At 61.0% G+C, this 17,034-nt stretch carries 11 protein-coding genes; 6 read left to right on the top strand and 5 right to left on the bottom strand.

From position 1 onward, the window contains the following. Positions 1 to 16 precede the first annotated feature (16 nt). Genes PZL22_RS11275 through PZL22_RS11265 form a run of 3 tightly spaced genes read left to right on the top strand, consistent with a single transcriptional unit; the run spans position 17 to position 3,775 of the window. Positions 17 to 577 (top strand): DUF924 family protein, encoded by a 561-nt coding sequence (locus tag PZL22_RS11275; protein ID WP_003530072.1) that lies wholly within the window; start codon positions 17 to 19, stop codon positions 575 to 577. Between the two features lie 39 nt (positions 578 to 616). Next, the gene (locus PZL22_RS11270) at positions 617 to 1,078 is read left to right on the top strand and encodes a GFA family protein (RefSeq protein ID WP_003530073.1); all 462 of its coding nucleotides are present in this window, start codon (positions 617 to 619) and stop codon (positions 1,076 to 1,078) included. A 39-nt stretch (positions 1,079 to 1,117) separates the two neighbouring features. Then, positions 1,118 to 3,775, top strand: a complete 2,658-nt coding sequence (locus PZL22_RS11265) for a mechanosensitive ion channel family protein (protein WP_033048695.1) — start codon at positions 1,118 to 1,120, stop codon at positions 3,773 to 3,775. 161 nt (positions 3,776 to 3,936) lie between these two features. Here PZL22_RS11265 and PZL22_RS11260 read toward each other — a convergent pair whose 3' ends face one another. After that, the gene (locus PZL22_RS11260; RefSeq protein WP_003530075.1) at positions 3,937 to 4,578 is read right to left on the bottom strand and encodes a TerC family protein; all 642 of its coding nucleotides are present in this window, start codon (positions 4,576 to 4,578) and stop codon (positions 3,937 to 3,939) included. Between the two features lie 403 nt (positions 4,579 to 4,981). Here PZL22_RS11260 and PZL22_RS11255 point away from each other — a divergent pair, with 403 nt between their 5' ends. Next, positions 4,982 to 5,245, top strand: coding sequence for a hypothetical protein (locus tag PZL22_RS11255; protein WP_028011888.1), 264 nt, complete (start codon positions 4,982 to 4,984; stop codon positions 5,243 to 5,245). 117 nt (positions 5,246 to 5,362) lie between these two features. Here PZL22_RS11255 and PZL22_RS11250 read toward each other — a convergent pair whose 3' ends face one another. Next, on the bottom strand, positions 5,363 to 6,022 hold the full coding sequence (locus PZL22_RS11250) for a dihydrofolate reductase family protein (protein WP_003530077.1): 660 nt from the start codon (positions 6,020 to 6,022) through the stop codon (positions 5,363 to 5,365). Positions 6,023 to 6,137: 115 nt separating this feature from the next. Further along, positions 6,138 to 7,547 carry an adenylate/guanylate cyclase domain-containing protein gene (locus PZL22_RS11245; protein WP_003530079.1) on the bottom strand — a complete coding sequence of 470 codons (1,410 nt, stop codon included), beginning with the start codon at positions 7,545 to 7,547 and terminating at the stop codon, positions 6,138 to 6,140. 184 nt (positions 7,548 to 7,731) lie between these two features. On the opposite strand from PZL22_RS11245, the gene PZL22_RS11240 reads away from it, so the two are divergent. Together PZL22_RS11240 and PZL22_RS11235 are read left to right on the top strand one after the other, a co-directional pair. Then, complete coding sequence (locus PZL22_RS11240) at positions 7,732 to 9,345, top strand: SMc04171 family calcium-binding repeat protein (protein WP_003530081.1); 1,614 nt, start codon at positions 7,732 to 7,734, stop codon at positions 9,343 to 9,345. A gap of 101 nt (positions 9,346 to 9,446) precedes the next feature. Then, positions 9,447 to 10,280: a response regulator gene (locus PZL22_RS11235; RefSeq protein WP_003530083.1), complete on the top strand. Its 834-nt coding sequence runs from the start codon at positions 9,447 to 9,449 to the stop codon at positions 10,278 to 10,280. A gap of 124 nt (positions 10,281 to 10,404) precedes the next feature. Here the strand turns inward: PZL22_RS11235 and PZL22_RS11230 are convergent, their stop codons facing one another. Together PZL22_RS11230 and PZL22_RS11225 are read right to left on the bottom strand one after the other, a co-directional pair. Then, a complete protein-coding gene (locus PZL22_RS11230; RefSeq protein WP_284718652.1) occupies positions 10,405 to 15,870 on the bottom strand; it encodes a beta strand repeat-containing protein in 5,466 nt (1,821 codons plus the stop codon). A 204-nt stretch (positions 15,871 to 16,074) separates the two neighbouring features. Next, complete coding sequence (locus tag PZL22_RS11225) at positions 16,075 to 16,836, bottom strand: outer membrane protein (RefSeq protein ID WP_127516650.1); 762 nt, start codon at positions 16,834 to 16,836, stop codon at positions 16,075 to 16,077. Positions 16,837 to 17,034 lie beyond the last annotated feature (198 nt).

Genomic DNA, 17,034 nt, shown 5'->3' with positions numbered 1-17,034 from the left:
GAGGCATGTGGGCGTCATGACTGGCGATATCGAGATCTGTACGCCGGAAGAGGTGCTGAAATTCTGGTTCACGGAACTTTCTTATGACCACTGGTTCACGCCGGATCCAGGGCTCGACGAGCAATGTGCGCAGCGCTTTCAGGCGTCGCACCTGGCCCTGTCCAGAAACCTCGACAATGTCTGGCGCGAGACCCCGCAGAACTGGCTGGCGGCCGTCATCCTTTTCGACCAGATGCCGCGCAACATGTATCGCGGGTCGCCGCTAGCCTTTGCCACGGATTGCCTTGCGTTGCGGGAGGCGAAGCTCGCCATCGGCGCGAGCGCCGACACGGCGGTGCCGAGGGAATGGCGCGCGTTTTTCTATATGCCGTTCGAGCACTCCGAAAACCTGACCGACCAGACCATGTCGGTCAAGCTGTTCACCGAACTCGGAGACGCCAGCTACCTCGACTATGCGATCCGGCATCGCGACGTGATCGAGCGGTTCGGGCGCTTCCCGCACCGCAATGGCATTTTGGCCCGCATGTCGTCACCGGCCGAGGAAGAGTACCTCGCGCAGCCCGGCGCCGGGTTCTAGGCATGAACCATGGCGGAAAACGAAATCAGGAGGAAACCAATGAGTGCCGGTGAACTGCCCTGGCAAGGGGGATGCCGCTGCGGACAGGTGCACATCAAGGTGAGCGCGCAACCGCTTCTCACGATGGCATGCCATTGTACCGGCTGCCAGCGAATGACCGGCAGCGCGTTCTCGTTGAGCGTCGCCATTCCGAGCGAAGGCTTCGAGGTCACACGCGGCGAGCCTGTCATCGGCGGCCTTCACGGCGCAACGCGCCACTATTTCTGTCCTCATTGCATGAGCTGGATGTTCACGCGCCCGGAAGGCATGGACTGGTTCGTCAATCTCCGAGCGACCATGCTCGACGATCCCAGTTGGTGCAGGCCGTTCATAGAAACCTGGACCAGTGAAAAGCTGCCGTGGGTGAGCACATCCGCCGTTCATAGCTACGCGGCGTTGCCACCGCTGGAGAGTTACGAGCAGTTGCTGGCGGACTATGCCAAGCATTCCGAAGAGGATTGAGCCGCGAGACGATTCAGATCAGCCTGGATCTCAGAGGATTTGCATCTTTTTGCCGTTATGCATGTGCAGACCGGCAACTGGCAAAGCTCGGAGCGGTTCTGCTCGGCGCAGGGATTATCGAAGGGTAGGAAATTGCATCTCCTGGAAAAACTGAGGGCGCTTTCGATCGCCCTGTCTTTCGGTGCGCTGACGCTCGCTGCCGGCGGATCCGCAGTTGCGCAGGAGCCCGCGCCGAGCGTAGAGCAAACCCGGCCGGCCCAACAGGCCGCACCTGCCCAGCCTCTCCAGCCTGCCCAATCCGTCCAGCCCGCGCCGCAGGCCGAACCCGCACAGCCGGCGACGCAGACCGGGACGGGTCAGGCGCCGGATGCCGCATCGCCGGTATTGCAGCAGGCGGAGGATCAGCTTGCCCAGGCCGACCGGGAGCTGAAGCGTCTCATCGAGCGTACCAATGCCGTCGAGGACGACGACGCCATGCTCGCCGAACTCAGGGTGCAGGTCGACGAGCTTTCGAAGCAGATCATCGCCGCCTCCGTCCCCACCCGTCCGAGGCTCGACGAAATCAAGGCGAGGCTCACGGAGCTCGGCGATCCTCCCGGTGAGGGGCAGCCGCCCGAAGACGCGGTCATCACCGATGAGCGCAAACGCCTCCTGGCGGAACGCGGGGCGATCAATGCTCTGACGGGCAGGGCGGAGAACCTCTCGGTCGAGGCGAGGAAACTTGCCAACCGGATCACCGCGACGCGCCGGGCGATCTTCTCCAACACCCTGCTGAGACATACGGATGTCTCGGCGGCGATGTTGAGCGAGGCCGTCACTGCAACGATGCACGAAGCGATGGCACTGTCGCGCAGCATCGGCGGTTGGCTGACATTCGCCTGGAATTACAAGCGCGTGCCGCTGCTGAGCGCGATCTTCCTTTCGCTCTGCGCCGCGCTGCTCTTCCTGGTCGGCGGTTACAGGCTTTTTTCGCCGGTCCTCATGCGCCACGAGGAAGACGACGAGCCCACCTATTTCCGGCAGCTTTCGCTTGCGTTCTGGTCGACACTCATCCCGACTCTGGCGCTCGCCGCCTTCGCTATGTCGAGCTACTTCTTTCTCAGTAGTTTCAACGTCTTGCGGCCGGATATTGCTCCCATCGTTGCGATCACGCTCGCCATGGGCGTCGTGCTGTTCTTCATAGCCAGGCTGGCAGGCGCGGTGCTATCGCCGAACCGATCGAGCTGGCGGCTCGTGCGCGTTTCGGATCGCGGCGCGAAAATGCTGATGGTGCCGATCTTCGCGATGGCGCTCGTCAATGGGCTCGACTATCTGCTCGGCAGCATCAGCGAGTCTCTCGGTTCTCCGGTGGTGCTGACGATCGCCAAAAGCTTCGTGGCATCGATCATCATCGGTCTCATTCTGATGTCAATGGCGTGGATCCGGCCTGTGCTGAGGGCCGATGAACCTTACGATGCACCGGGACGTCCCTGGCCGCGGGTGATTTCACTCTCGTTTCTCCTGTTGGGCGCGGCGCTCATCGCGACTGCATTGTCGGGCTATGTCGGCCTGGCGCGCTTCATCGCCACGCAGATCACGGTAACGAGCGCGATCCTGGTGACGGTCTATATCGGCCTCCTTACGGGGAAGTCCGTGTCCAAGCAGGGCGCCTTTGCCGAAACGGTAGCCGGACGCTATCTGGAGCGCCGCTTCCATCTGGAGCCGGTTGCGCTCGACCAATTCGGCCTTTTTGCCGGTCTCGGCATTTATGTGCTCGTTCTCTCCTTCTTCATCCCGCTGATATTGATGCAGTGGGGCTTCAAGACTGCGGACATAGAGTCCTGGGCCTATCAGGTGCTGACCGAAATCAGAATCGGTACGATCACGATTTCGCTGGTGGGCATTCTCGCGGGGGTACTGCTCTTTGCCCTCGGCTTTCTCGTCACGCGTTGGGTGCAGCGCTGGATCGACGGCAACGTCATGGCGCGCAGTCGTGTCGACGCCGGCGTGCGCAACTCCATACGTACCGGTATCGGCTATATGGGCGTGGGCATTGCCGGCCTTATCGGTTTGTCGGCCGCCGGCATCGATCTTTCAAGTCTCGCCCTCGTTGCCGGCGCCCTCTCCCTCGGCGTCGGTTTCGGTCTGCAGAACATCGTCTCCAATTTTGTTTCGGGTCTGATCCTGCTGGTGGAGCGTCCCTTCAAGGTGGGCGACTGGATCGTCAGCGGTACGACCGAAGGCTTTGTGCGGCGAATCTCCGTCCGCGCGACCGAGATCGAGACCTTCCAGCATCAGTCGATCATGATGCCGAATTCTCTGCTCATCAACGCCTCGGTCGGAAACTGGACGCACCGCAACAAGCTCGGACGGTCGGAAATTGCAGTGACGGTGACCTATGCCAGCGATCCGCGCCGGGTTATCGAACTGCTCTACGAAATCGCCGCAGCCCATCCGATGATCCTCAAGAACCCGGCTCCCAATGTCGGCTTCACGGCCTTCGAAGACGAGCGAATGACGTTTGAATTGCGCATCTATGTCGCGGACGTGCTGACGGCCGGCGGTGTTCGCAACGACCTTCGCGTCTCGATCTACGAGCGCTTTCGTGACGAGGGAATCGGCGCGCCGTTCCCGATGAAGATCGAGGATGTAACGCCTGAGGAAGAAGCCGGAAGCGCCGGACCCGAACCTTCGGTTATGGAGAAAGAGAAGGCCTGATCTCGCCGAAGACAAGGCCTGACGCGCCGGCGCCATTGGCGAAGGCAGGAAAGAGAAGAAGGAGCGGTAATACCGCTCCTTCTATCGGCCGAACCCCGGCCGCACGTTGAAACTGCGCACTTCCGTCCGGAAACGGTTACACACCGTTTCCGGGGAGTGCTCTAAAGCCCGGCCAGCGCCTGGGCCACCGGCATAACGTGTGGCCACACCTCCATTGCGCCGCGATAGATCATGTCGAGTGCGACGTAAAAGATGATCGCCAGGCCGATGTAAGCGATCCAGTGGTACCGGCTGAGCAGGCGGGCGATAAAGCCCGCGGCGATACCCATCATCGCGATAGAGAGCGCCAGACCAAAGACGAGCACGGTTGGATGCTCTCGGGCGGCACCGGCGACGGCGAGGACGTTGTCGAGCGACATGGACACGTCCGCTATCACGATCTGTGTTGCCGCCTGTTTGAAAGTCTTCTTTGGGGCCGAGGCGTCCGCATTTCCCAGGCCGTCAACGCCTTCGTGACCGCCAGTGCGAATCTCGCGCCACATCTTCCAGCAGACCCAAAGCAGGAGAAGCCCGCCGGCGAGCAGGAGCCCGATGATCGCAAGCAGTTGGACCGTGAAGATGGCGAGCACGATGCGAAGCACGGTGGCGGCGAGAATGCCGACGAGAATAGCCTTCTTGCGCTGCTCCAGCGGCAAGCCGGCTGCTGCAAGGCCGATAACGACGGCGTTGTCGCCGGCAAGCACTAGGTCGATCACAATGACCTGCAGCAGTGCCGTCAGGCCGGCGGAAGTGAAAATCTCCATGTGTGGTAACCCTTCTTGTCCCCGAAACGCCTGCGGCGTTGCAAAACGCATAGACCGCGAACAATCGACGGATCAAGTGGGCCGGGACAACTAATCGGCATTTTCGAAGGACACACAAACGCCGAGCAGCTTCCGGTGCTCTGACGCGGCTCCAGCCGCCGCATTGTTTTTCCTGCACGGCGTACGCTTCGAGAAATTCTGCGCTACGGCGCCGCGCGTCTTATCAGACGCGCAAAGGTCGCTGTAGCGCTTTGATCTGCTGCATGTTTTTGACCTTTGATCGGTTACGATCAAAGGAAACATGCAGTAGGCTGGCCGTGGCTAGAGGGGTGGCCGGCGTCTTCCTTTTCGCGACGGGAAGGCGGCCGGCCGAAACGGGGGCGGCGCTCGAGCGCCGAATGTGATGAAGACGTATGCTGTCGTTATGGTGCCCGCAATGCTGTGGGCTGGCGTGGCCTATGCCGCGACCGTTACAAACAAGGATGGCGAGGCCGCTGTTCTGGTGATCGTCGAAGGGGAGAGCCGGATCGAAGTGGCAATCGATGCAGGTGCGACGGAAGTGATCTGCCCCGGCGGCTGCTTCGTCACTGCGCCGAGCGGCGACCGCGTGGGGCTCCAGGGCGACGAGACGATCGAAATCGTCAACGGCTCCGTCGTTGTGAAGTGACGCCACGTGCGGCGTATCCTCCGGGAGCGGAAGGCCGCCGGAAGTTGGGCCTTTCAAAGATAATGCGGGGCCGTAGCCCCGCACCGTGTTGGGCGACGGCACGTGCAAAGCGGAAGATCAGCTCAGCTTTCTTCGCCGCTCCAGTTCCGCTTCGGTCGGCTGTTCGAACTCGAACGAACCTGTTACGACAGGGCCGCTGCGGACGTATTTGTTGGCGGTGACGCCCGTCCCGGAGACTTTTGAACCGAGGAGTTTCATGGCCATCGGCATGGCGCCGTGACCAAAGAGCCGCTTGCCCTTTCCGAGCACAACCGGAAAGTACGAGATGTACATCTCGTCTACCAGATCGTTGCTGAACAGGGTCTGCAGGAAGTCGGTCGAACCCTGGGTCAAAAGATCGGGACCTTCCTCGCTCTTCAGTTTCTTAAGCATTGCAACTGGGTCGGAGCCGAGAGTACGGCTGTTTTGCCAGTCGAGCCTCAGATCGGGGTTGCGCGTGGCGACATATTTGGTGATCCGGTCAAAGAGCGGACCGATCGGATCGTCAGGGCCGGCATAGGGCCAGTGTGCGGCGAAGATGTCATAGGTCTTCCGCCCAAGCAGAAGATCGAACGGCTTGGAAAACATCTCGTCCACCGCTTGTCCCATGGTCTCGTCGAAATAGGGGGCGGCCCAGCCGCCATGGTCGAAGCCGCCGACCGGGTCCTCGTGCGGTCCGCCCGGCGCCTGCATGATTCCGTCAAGGCTTACGAATGCGCCAACGATGATCTTTCTCATTCCGGCTCTCCTCATTCGTGGTGTTACCGAACCCAGGACGCTGGACGAAGGCCGATACCGACAGCAACGCCACAAGCTGCAAGAATTTCCTTTAGAACTTTGGCGTAAGAGCGGCTCACGGGATCGCGAAAATGCTGATCTCGTTGGCAATTCCTCTTAGCGTCACGTTGTGCGCCATCGGACTTAGGCCCCGATCAGAGAGCACACCGGATGCTCGAGGATCCTCGAGGACGGAGCCGGTCGCGAAGATCTCACGCGAGGTGGCGAGATGTTGCACGCGCGAGGCGATGTTGACGGTCTGGCCGAAATAGTCCTGCCGGTCGTTCAGGTTGACAGCGATGCACGGCCCCTCATGGATGCCGATCTTGAGGAGCAGGTCCTCGCTGCCGCGCTCTTCGTTGAGTTCGCGCATTGCCTCGCGCATCCGCATTGCCGCGGTGACAGCCCGGTCGGGCGTCGGGAAAGTCGCCATAACCGCATCACCGATCGTCTTGACGACGGCGCCGGCCCCGGCCGCGACGATTTCGTTCAAGACGTTGAAATGCGTTCTTACCAGGTCGAAGGCCGCGAGGTCGCCGACGCGCTCGTAGAGTTCCGTCGAGCCGCGCAGGTCGGTGAAGAGGAAAGTAAGGCTGGTGATCTTCAGCCGTTGGTCCACATCGAGCGTGTCGGTGCGGTAGATGTCGCGGAAAGTCTGGTTGGAGAGCAGCCGCTTGGCGGTGAGAAATGGCCGACGGCGGCCGAGCAGGGCATGCAGCGCTTCGCCTGCCACGCAGATCGAGGGCAGGGTACGAACCTCGGCGTGGTTCTCCACCGAGACGCGCAAGGGGCCGGGCGGCAAGCTCAGCGTCTCGTGATGGCGGTGCGAGCGATCGAAGACGAGCCCGAGATTCCTCCTTTCCCTTGTCGGTTCGCCGCTCACATCCAGGAATTGCGCGGCATGCGTCACCGGCTCGAAGATGATGACGAATTCCGCGGGAAGCTGCAGCGAGATCACGGCTTTCTCGCCTGGCGGCAGTTCCAGTGCCTCCAACAGGAATTCGTCGACCTTTGCTTCGTAATCCTCTTCCGGCAGGTCGATGCCGGAACCCCAATAGATCTGGCGGAAATATTCGGCCGGCGGCAATTCATGCGGCGTATGTGCTCCGATGCGGCGCACGCGCGGACTGACCGTGAAGGTGACTTCGACCATCTCGTCGAGCGTCGGCTCGTAACCGGCGGCACAAAGCGCGCAGGTATACTCCGTGCTCTGCACCGTCTTCAGGGACGTGTTGGCATCGAGTACACCGCCGCAACCCGGACAGAGCACATTCCAGGAAAGCTCGAAAATGCCCAGGCGCGACGCATGCAGAAAGCCTGCGATCGTCTCTTCCTCGTCGAGGCCCTCGCGCGCGGCAAAGGCGAGCGCATTGATCCGGCAAAGCCTGTGATCGGGTGCATCCCGAACGAGCCGCTCGAATGCATCGGCGACCTCCGTCCTTGCCGAATGGCGCAGCACATCGAAAAGGGGTTGGGCTTCGCTCATGAACACATTCTATACGGAAATCGGCTGGCGGTCAGGCCGCATTTCGGTTTGGGTGCAATGTAATTTTATATTTGAAGTAATGTAATTTATATTTGTAGTACGAAAATTATTTTTAGCCGTATCTCGATTTGTTCTTTGGAATTTAATATTAGTGGCCTTCTTCGCAACTCAGGGGATGAGCGACATGACTACAGTCGTGGGGACGGCCGGAAACGATACGCTATCTGGAACCGAGGAGAAGGATCGCATCTGGGGTCTAGCCGGCGCCGATGAGATCGATGCCGGCGGCGGCGATGACCTCGTCGACGGCGGGGCTGGAAACGATCGTCTGACAAGCAGGAGCGGGTATGACCGGCTCGACGGCGGCGAGGGAGATGATCTCATCAGCCTGATCGGGACCGGCGGCGCGGTTACAGGCGGTGCCGGCGTCGATACCCTGGTGGTCGACCTGTCGAACGTCAGCTCCGACGTCCGGTTCAGCGGCGAGCACGGTCACGGCATCATCGGCTACAACACGGCGAACTGGGAACACATCTTCTTCAATCGCATCGAGAGGCTGGTCCTGACGACCGGCAGCGGCAACGACCGGATATTCGGCGCCGCCACCGACGACATCATCTCGACCGGCGCCGGGAACGACGTCGTAGGCCCATATGGCGTCGACGGCGACGACGGCACCAGCATGCTGGGCGACGACGCGATCGACACAGGCAGCGGCGGCGACATCATCAACGACACTGTTGGCGCGAACCGGATCTTTGCCGGAGACCATAACGACATCATCATCACCACGCTTTCCTCCGCGGTGATCGACGGCGGGAGCGGCTGGGATAAACTCTCCATCTTCGATGAAGGACGAACCGACGGCGTCACTATCGATTTCGGACAGGGGTTTGCCTCGACGGGCACGCTGATCAGCGGGATCGAGGTTGCAAGCGTGGATCTCGGCGGCGGCAGTGATACGCTGATCGCCGGAAATCTGTCTTCGCTCACCGCCCATATGGGCGAGGGCGACAATTATGTCGCCGGCGGCAGCGGCAGGGACTATGTCGCCTCCGGAAGCGGCGACGATGCCCTTTATGGGGGCGCTGGCGATGACATCCTGATCAGTGCCGGCGGGAACGACGTGCTCGCCGGCGGCGATGGGAACGACGAGATTTACGACGGCGGAACGAGTTTCGGCGACGGAGAGACATATATAGACGGCGGCGCAGGCGACGACCTCATCCAGGTGGTTGCGCCATCCGGCTTTATCGATGGCGGGAGCGGCAGCGATACGTTGCGCGTCATCGATCCCCTGCCGGGCACGAATTTCGACGCTTCGACCGGAATGCTGGGTACGTCGCTGATCTTTACCAATATCGAGAGATTCGAGCTGTCCGGCGGCTCTGGGGACGATAGCATCCGCACGCTTGCAGGCGACGATCAGCTCGCCGGCAACGACGGCAACGACCGGCTGGACGGCGGCGCCGGAAGCGACGTGCTTTGGGGCGGCGCGGGTGACGATGTCATGACGGGCGGAGCAGGCGCAGATACCTTCCTTTGGTCGTCCGATACGTTTTCGTTCTCAGGTGTGGATCGCATCACGGATTTCGATGCGGACGGCGGCGACCTGCTGCGCTTTACCGGATATGCACCCGACACCACGCGCATCGACAGCTTCGCCGACCTGGTTGCCGCCGCGACCGAGACGGAAGACGGGCTCTACATCGCCTTCAATGGATCCGATACATTCGGTCTGCTGCTGGACAAGGTCGCACTTGCCGACCTTTCGGCGGATGATGTCGTCTTCGTTTGAGGGATGCCTTCGCGGACATTTGGATGAGCGCGCCATTAACACCGGATAAAGCGTTTTGCTCATAGGGTGCCTTCCGGGGACACTCTATTCATAGGCGATCAATGTCATTCTTCGGCATTTCCGGAATGTACTTTTCCGGTGAATCCCTCGGCGAGCACCGTATCGTACTTGCCGAGGACTCCAACCTCTTTGCTTCGATGGTCTCGAAGCGGCTGAAGGAGCTTTTCGATATCGATGTGATCGTCTGTCGTGACTACGAGGACTTGCAGTTCGCGGTCGAAAACGCTTCCTTCGCGCCATCTCTCGCCATTTCCAATATCAACCTTCCAGGCGCAGAGAACGGAGAGGCACTCACCTACCTGATCGAAATGAGCGTGCCGACGATCGTCTTCACCGGTTCGTTTCAGGAGAGCACGCGCGAGACGATCCTCGCCAAGGACATTGTCGATTATGTCATCAAGGACAGCGTCTTTGCTGTCGATATGCTGGCAGAGTCCGTCTGCCGATTCCTGACGAACCAGCAGCATCACGTGTTGATCGTCGACGATAGCGCGACGGCCCGGGCCGTGTTGACGACGCAGTTGAAGCGCTACAATTTCAGAACGAGCTCGGCGGAAAACGGCTCTGCGGCGCTGGAAATCCTGAAGAACAATCCGGACATCGCCCTCGTCATAACCGACTACAATATGCCCGATATCGACGGTTTCGAGCTTACGCGGCGAATCCGCGCCGCCCACGGCCCGCATCAGCTAAGGATCATCGGTGTGTCGTCGTCGACGGACCGGCTGCTTTCCGCCCGGTTCCTCAAAGCCGGCGGCAACGATTTCGTCGTTCGCCCCTTCGTCAACGAGGAATTCTACTGCCGCGTCAATCAGAACCTCGATACGCTCACCAAGGTGAGAACTTTGAACGCGAGGACCAAGGTTCCGGCCTGAAGGACGATTGCCATTCGGGCGGTCCGGGCGACCGGCGCCGCGGGTTGATGTCGGAATTTGCCGTTCTGAACGTCCTGGCATTGTGATCGGGGAGGCGGGAGTGCCGAGACGCGGTCCGGCCGGCTTACAACAGAAAATCTCCCGTCACGAGGCTCTTCAACCCGGAAAGCTCGATCTGAAAATCAGCGCGGCCGTCGCCGTTGACATCACCATAGATGATCGTCTTATCGTCGACTGTGCCCGCCGGATTGAACGTCTTGTAGATGAGCTCGCCCGTGTGACGGGAGAATTCGCCGGTGCCCCGCCACGTGAAGGCCTGATTGCCGGCCGCGCCGGTGTTCGCATCGATGGCGGATAAATCGAGCCGGTCGAAGCCGTTCCCGAAGTCCGTCACGGTGTCGCGATATCCGGCACCAGAGGCGGGCCCATATGCAACATTGTTCACATAGCCGGAGAAGCCGGGCGCCGAGTCGTTCGGTGATTTGAAAACAAAGGTGTCGTTCCCTGCTCCTCCCGTCAGCAGATCGGCTCCCGCGCCGCCAATGATCGTATCATTGCCGGCTGCGCCGTTGATGACATCGTTGCCCGCTCCTCCGTCAAAGGCCTCGTTCACCGCGGTGCCGGTGAGGCGGTCGGCGCCGGCCGTGCCGATATAACGCTCGATGACGTCGGTGACGGACACCCTGATCGTCTTGGTCGCTTCTAGTCCTGCTCCGATAGATGAGTCATCAAGCCCGATGGTCACGTCGAGGAATGGGTTTGCCTCGAAATCGAGCCGGGCTCCTGCCTTCAGCCAGAGGACGTTGGCGCGGATTTCGAACAGCGACGCATCCGCGCCGCTCAAAGACAGCAGATTGGTGCCCTGGGTGTCATCGGCGATCACAAGAGTAGCGACCTTCTGAGCCGTTCCCGTCGAGGCATCTTCGGCAATGCGGGTGAGGTTCTGCGTGAGCGTAAGGCTAGGAGCGTCGTTGACGGGGTTGACGGTGAAATTGAAGGTCGCAGGCGTCGGCGCGGAATTGTCTTCATTGCCGTCTTCGACGGCGACACGGAAGGAGGCGGCGGTGGTCTCCGAGCCGTTGTGCCGGAAGGAGACGAGGCCGGCTGCGAGTTGCGCTGCGGTAAAGCTCGCGGCCACTGACCCGTTGACGAGGACAGAGCCGTTGACGGCGCTGGAGACGGTGAAAGTAACACCCGCTGCTGTGTCGTCCGGATCGGAATAGCCGAGATCCGCCGTCGTGAGCTTATAGGTTCCGCCCTCCGCGACCGTCGCTTTCAGGTCGCCGGTGCGTATGGGGGCGTCGTTGAGGGGATTGACGGTGAAATTGAAGGTCGCAGGCGTCGGCGCGGAATTGTCTTCATTGCCGTCTTCGACGGCGACACGGAAGGAGGCAGCGGTGGTCTCCGAGCCGTTGTGCCGGAAGGAGACGAGGCCGGCTGCGAGTTGCGCTGCGGTAAAGCTCGCGGCCACTGACCCGTTGACGAGGACAGAGCCGTTGACGGCGCTGGAGACGGTGAAGGTAACACCCGCTGCTGTGTCGTCCGGATCGGAATAGCCGAGATCCGCCGTCGTGAGCTTATAGGTTCCGCCCTCCGCGACCGTCGCTTTCAGGTCGCCGGTGCGTATGGGGGCGTCGTTGAGGGGATTGACGGTGAAATTGAAGGTCGCAGGCGTCGGCGCGGAATTGTCTTCATTGCCGTCTTCGACGGCGACACGGAAGGAGGCAGCGGTGGTCTCCGAGCCGTTGTGCCGGAAGGAGACGAGGCCGGCTGCGAGTTGCGCTGCGGTAAAGCTCGCGGCCACTGACCCGTTGACGAGGACAGAGCCGTTGACGGCGCTGGAGACGGTGAAGGTAACACCCGCTGCTGTGTCGTCCGGATCGGAATAGCCGAGATCCGCCGTCGTGAGCTTATAGGTTCCGCCCTCCGCGACCGTCGCTTTCAGGTCGCCGGTGCGTATGGGGGCGTCGTTGAGGGGGTTGACGGTGAAATTGAAGGTCGCAGGCGTCGGCGCGGAATTGTCTTCATTGCCGTCTTCGACGGCGACACGGAAGGAGGCAGCGGTGGTCTCCGAGCCGTTGTGCCGGAAGAAGACGAGGCCGGCTGCGAGTTGCGCTGCGGTAAAGCTAGCGGCCACTGACCCGTTGACGAGGACAGAGCCGTTGACGGCGCTCGAGACGGTGAAAGTAACACCCGCTGCTGTGTCGTCCGGATCGGAATAGCCGAGATCCGCCGTCGTGAGCTTATAGGTTCCGCCCTCCGCGACCGTCGCTTTTAGGTCGCCGGTGAGGGTGGGGGCGTCGTTGACGATGCCGTCGACGAGGACGAAATCGGTGGGTGCTATATTGTTCAAGGTCCGCAGAGCACTGTTGCCGGCGCTGTCACTTATAGCCGCCCCATTGAGCGTGAGGGGGCCGAGCGTGATGCCTGTCCAATCCGCCTGATTATCGGCAACCGTCAGTCGGAATCCCAGAGCGGTGCTGCCGCTTCCTGCAACATAGTCGGCATAGGCTGTCCCGCCCGTATCGAGGATAACCGTAAGTCGCGGAACGCCGTTGGTGGTGTCCACGATCACGGCCTCATGGAAGTTCACCGTGAAGTTCAGACTGTCGCCGAACTTGTAAGTGCCGGCTGCAGGCACTCCTACGCTGGTGACCGTCGGCGCGACGCCGTCCACGACGATGTTGTTCTGTGCGGCGATCGAATTGGCGCCGCCCGGAGTCGGGAGCGTCAGATCGGCGTCGACATTGGTGGCGCTTCGGATCGCCGCGCCGTTCGCCGCTAACGCGGTGAGGGCCGCATAATCCAGATCCGGCGTCAGATCACCCGCCTGAACCGTGTAGCTGAAGGACAGCGTATTCGATCCGGAACCCGAGATATATGCAGCGAGCCGGTCGGTGGCACCGGTTTCCAGCAGCAATGTGGGCGTTCCGCCGGTGGTGTCGACGTTGACGGCGCCATCGAAGGTTACGGTCAGTGTGATCGTATCTCCTGCCTTGTAGACTCCGTCAGGCGCGACAGTGTCGACGCTGAGGATCTTCGGAGCCGGCGACAAGACGGCGATGGCGATCGTATCGCTATCGCTTTGCGTACCGCCTGAGCCGGAAAGCCCCTGATCATTGGTTTCGATCTTCAGTAAAGCGTCGCCCGAATAGCCGGCAGTAGGCGAGAAGACCAGCCCGTTCAGTGCGACGTTGATGTCGCTCAAAGAACCCGTAAAGATCATGCCCGAATCGGACGCGCCGGCGCCGGCAATGAAGGTCAGGCCCGTAGTGCCGCCGAGCGTAAGCAGGCCGTGTTCGGCGGTAAGCGTCACCAGGACCGTACCGCCGCCGGCATCGACGTCGTCAATCGAGATTAAATTTCCATTTGCAAGGCTGAAGACGAGGGCGCCGTCGGTCGAAACCGATTGCCCCGCCGGGACGTGGTTTACGGGTGCATCGTTCACGGCACTCAGCACGAGCGTCGTGGAAGAAGCCTCGCTTTTCGCGCCGCCGGACCCGGCATTGCCGAGGTCGTTTATCTCCGTCGTCAGAACGACGTTGGCGGTCGCGTTGGGCGCCGGCGCAAATGTGACATTGGAACCGGCAATGAAGGCATTGATGTCGGCCAGGGAGCCGGTCATTTCCAGCGATGCACTCGTGCCGGAAATGGTAACGCCGCCGGCAGATTGCGCCGCGAGCGATCCCGAGGCGACGCTGAAAGTAACTGTGACGCTGCTGAACCCCGCATCCGCATCCGCGTAGGAAATGCCCGTAATTGCAGTCGCAGTGTCCTCGGAAACACTGACCACAGCGGGAGCCGAAACCGTCGGGGCGTCGTTGACCGCCGTTATTTGCAGCGCCGTCGTTTCGGTCGCGGTCTGCGCGCCGCCGCTGCCTGTGCTTCCGCCATCGGTGATGCTCGTCGTGAGGATCACGTTGCCGGTCGCATTCGCGGCCGGCGTGAAAGTCACGTTGGCGGCAGCAATGAACGCGTTGATATCGGCCATCGTGCCGGTGAGCGTGAGGCCCGTCGCCGTTCCGCCTGCCGTGACACCGCTGCCGCTGACGGCCGAGAGCGATCCCGATGGCACGGAGAAGGTGACGGTCACGGAACTGCCGCCAGCGTCCGCGTCGGAGAAGGAGATGCCCGTGACAGCGACCGACGTGTCCTCCATGAGGGCGATTGCGGCGGGCGCGGCAATTTGCGGCGCATCGTTGAAGGCGCCGACGTCGATGGTCTTCGTGGCAGGAGCGCTGTCGCTAGTGCCGTCATTGGTGCTGAAGCTGATCGTACGGGCCGCGGCGGTTGGTGCCTCGGAGGTGTTCACATAGGTGACAGTCCGTAACGCCGCCTGCCACTGCGCGACTGTTGCCGTTGCGCCCGGCGACGTAAGGGTCAAAACGCCTGTCAGGGAGTTATAGGTGGCATCGATATTCCCGAACGCGGCCGAACTGGTATTCGTGAAGGTCAGAACGTCCTGATCGGAATGAAAGTTTCCGGTGATCTGGACGGTCGCCGAGGCGAGTGTACCGTTGTCGAGGTCGGACACGGTCAGTCCGGTGTCGATCGCCACCGGTGCATCTCCCTCCGTAAAGGATCCGGTACCACCGGACGTCGTCGTCACCGGGGCGTCATTGGCTGCGACGAGATTCACCGTCGTAGATGTCGTTGTCGAATTGCCGCCTTCGGCGTCGCGGACCGTAACAGAGACGGTCCTTGTGCCGGTGGGCGAGGCGCCCATGTTGGCGTAGGTCAGATTGTGAATAATGGCTTCCACTGCGGCGCCCGAAGCGTTGCCGTTCAAAGCGACCTGCAGGAAGCTGGACCCCGCACCGCCTCCGCTCATTGTCCCGATAGCGGTGCCGCCAAAGGTAACGACCGAACCTGAAATTCCGATTTGCCCGGCACCTGTTCCCTGGTTTTGCAGACCAAGGGCATCTTCGCCTGGGACCAGTCCGGAAAGCGTGAAGCGCACCTGTCCGCCGCTCCAGCCGGTGTTGTCAGCATCGGTGACCGCAGCCGGACTTATCGTATCCACCAGTATCGCAGCTTGACTGCCGCTGACATAGTCCTTTGCGTCGGAGGCATCGAAATTGGTAACAACCGGCCGGTGGTTCGCGTCGATCGTTATATTATCGAGCCAAAAGCTCATCGTGCCGGTGGTCGTCGTCTCCGGAATGATGAGGTCTCCCACACTGAGCGATGCCCCTCTGCTTACAGCGGGAACATTGCCGGCAAAGATCGCCCGATAATAGTAAGGTCCGACCCCATCGCCGTGAATATTGTCGTCAGGCCAGCTGGTTCCGTCCAGACCGAGCCCGGGCGACCAACCATTCACGATCAAAGGATCGGCGTTCACGCTGATCTGGTAATCGTAGAAGTCGATCAACGCTCCGGTTGCGCTGGTGATGGCGATCGAGAAGTGCTCGCCGCCATAGGCCGGATCCTCGGCGAAGTTGAAACGGCCGTTGTCGAAATTGGCGCTCCAGTTTCCTTGCGCGGTTATCGTGAAAACGAGCCCGCCGGCGCTAAGGACATTATCGGCCCCACCGGCCGATCCGTCGGTGATCTGCCCGGCGGAAAAGTCGATCAATGTCTGCGCCATGTCTGCACTCCTGCAATGTCTGCCGCGATCGCCTGGGGGGAACGGCACTGACTCCGAGCCATGGGCGTGTCCGTTCTGTTTTTGTCTACGACCCCGTTCGCTTCACAGGCGTCCGGAGAAACTCATAATTCGTTGATTAAAAAGGTTTTTATCCGCTTACGAGGCATCGCCCTGCGTCTTTGTCCCTGCCGCTCAGTTCGCAAGTCACATTCGCCAACGGATTCCGACCCGCACGACATCGAAATCGAGATCGTTTTCGTAGCGCGGGAACGCGCCGACCGGTTCGATCGCTGCGCCCGAGGCGGTCACCTTGCCGAAATCGTAATGAAGATATTCGAGCGTTGCCGACCAGTTTTCTGCAAAGCGCCATTCAGCCCCGGCACCAGCCACCCAGCCGCTCTTTGTTCCTCCGCCGGAGACGTTCATCTGACCGATCGTCGGCCAGTCGCTAAGGTCGTAGGCGCGCACGTCGATATCGGCCACGGCCACACCGCCGGTCACATAAAAGAGCAGGTCGTCGGCGGCAAGTCCGGCACGAAGACGCGCGGTGCCGGCCCAGTCGGTGTCGAAGCTTGCATGTGTATCGTTGACGAGTGCCGACGTGCCGGTGCCGGCGAGATTCATCAGGCTGAAATCGACCGCGCCACCGAAGACGAGTGTCAGTCCATCGACATCGAACTGCCTGTCGCAACCGGCTTCGATCCCGCCGATCGCGCCGTGGTCATCGCTCTTGATCACTTCGTAGGGCGGACCGACACTGTTCCACGAGGTCCCGCCCGTCGCGAATGGCCCCTGTGTGAACGGCGAATCCGTCGCTTCGGCATCGGCGCGGCCATAGCCCACATTTGCGCCCAGGTAACAGCCCGACCAATTTCGGGAGGAAGTCAGTTCGTCGGCAAAGGTCGCGTGAGCGCTTGTTACCGTCAGCGCAACGGCGAAGGCCACGGGCAAGGCGAGACCGGACATGATTATCTCTCGTGATATATGATAAACAACTTATGGATGATAACGCAGCTAAAATTCGCGTTATGCGACCATAAGTAAAACAGCGGCCCAAAGAAAGTGGGGGTCGGCACAATCGTTAATTTTTTGTGAGAGACGGCCGTTATCCGAAGAAAATGGCGCTCCGGCCGAATTGAAAGCGGGCGAAAAAAGAAATCCCTC

It is taken from the genome of Ensifer meliloti (assembly GCF_030064585.1).
In the GTDB taxonomy this organism is placed as follows: domain Bacteria; phylum Pseudomonadota; class Alphaproteobacteria; order Rhizobiales; family Rhizobiaceae; genus Sinorhizobium; species Sinorhizobium meliloti.
This window is presented reverse-complemented; position numbering and strand designations above follow the sequence as displayed.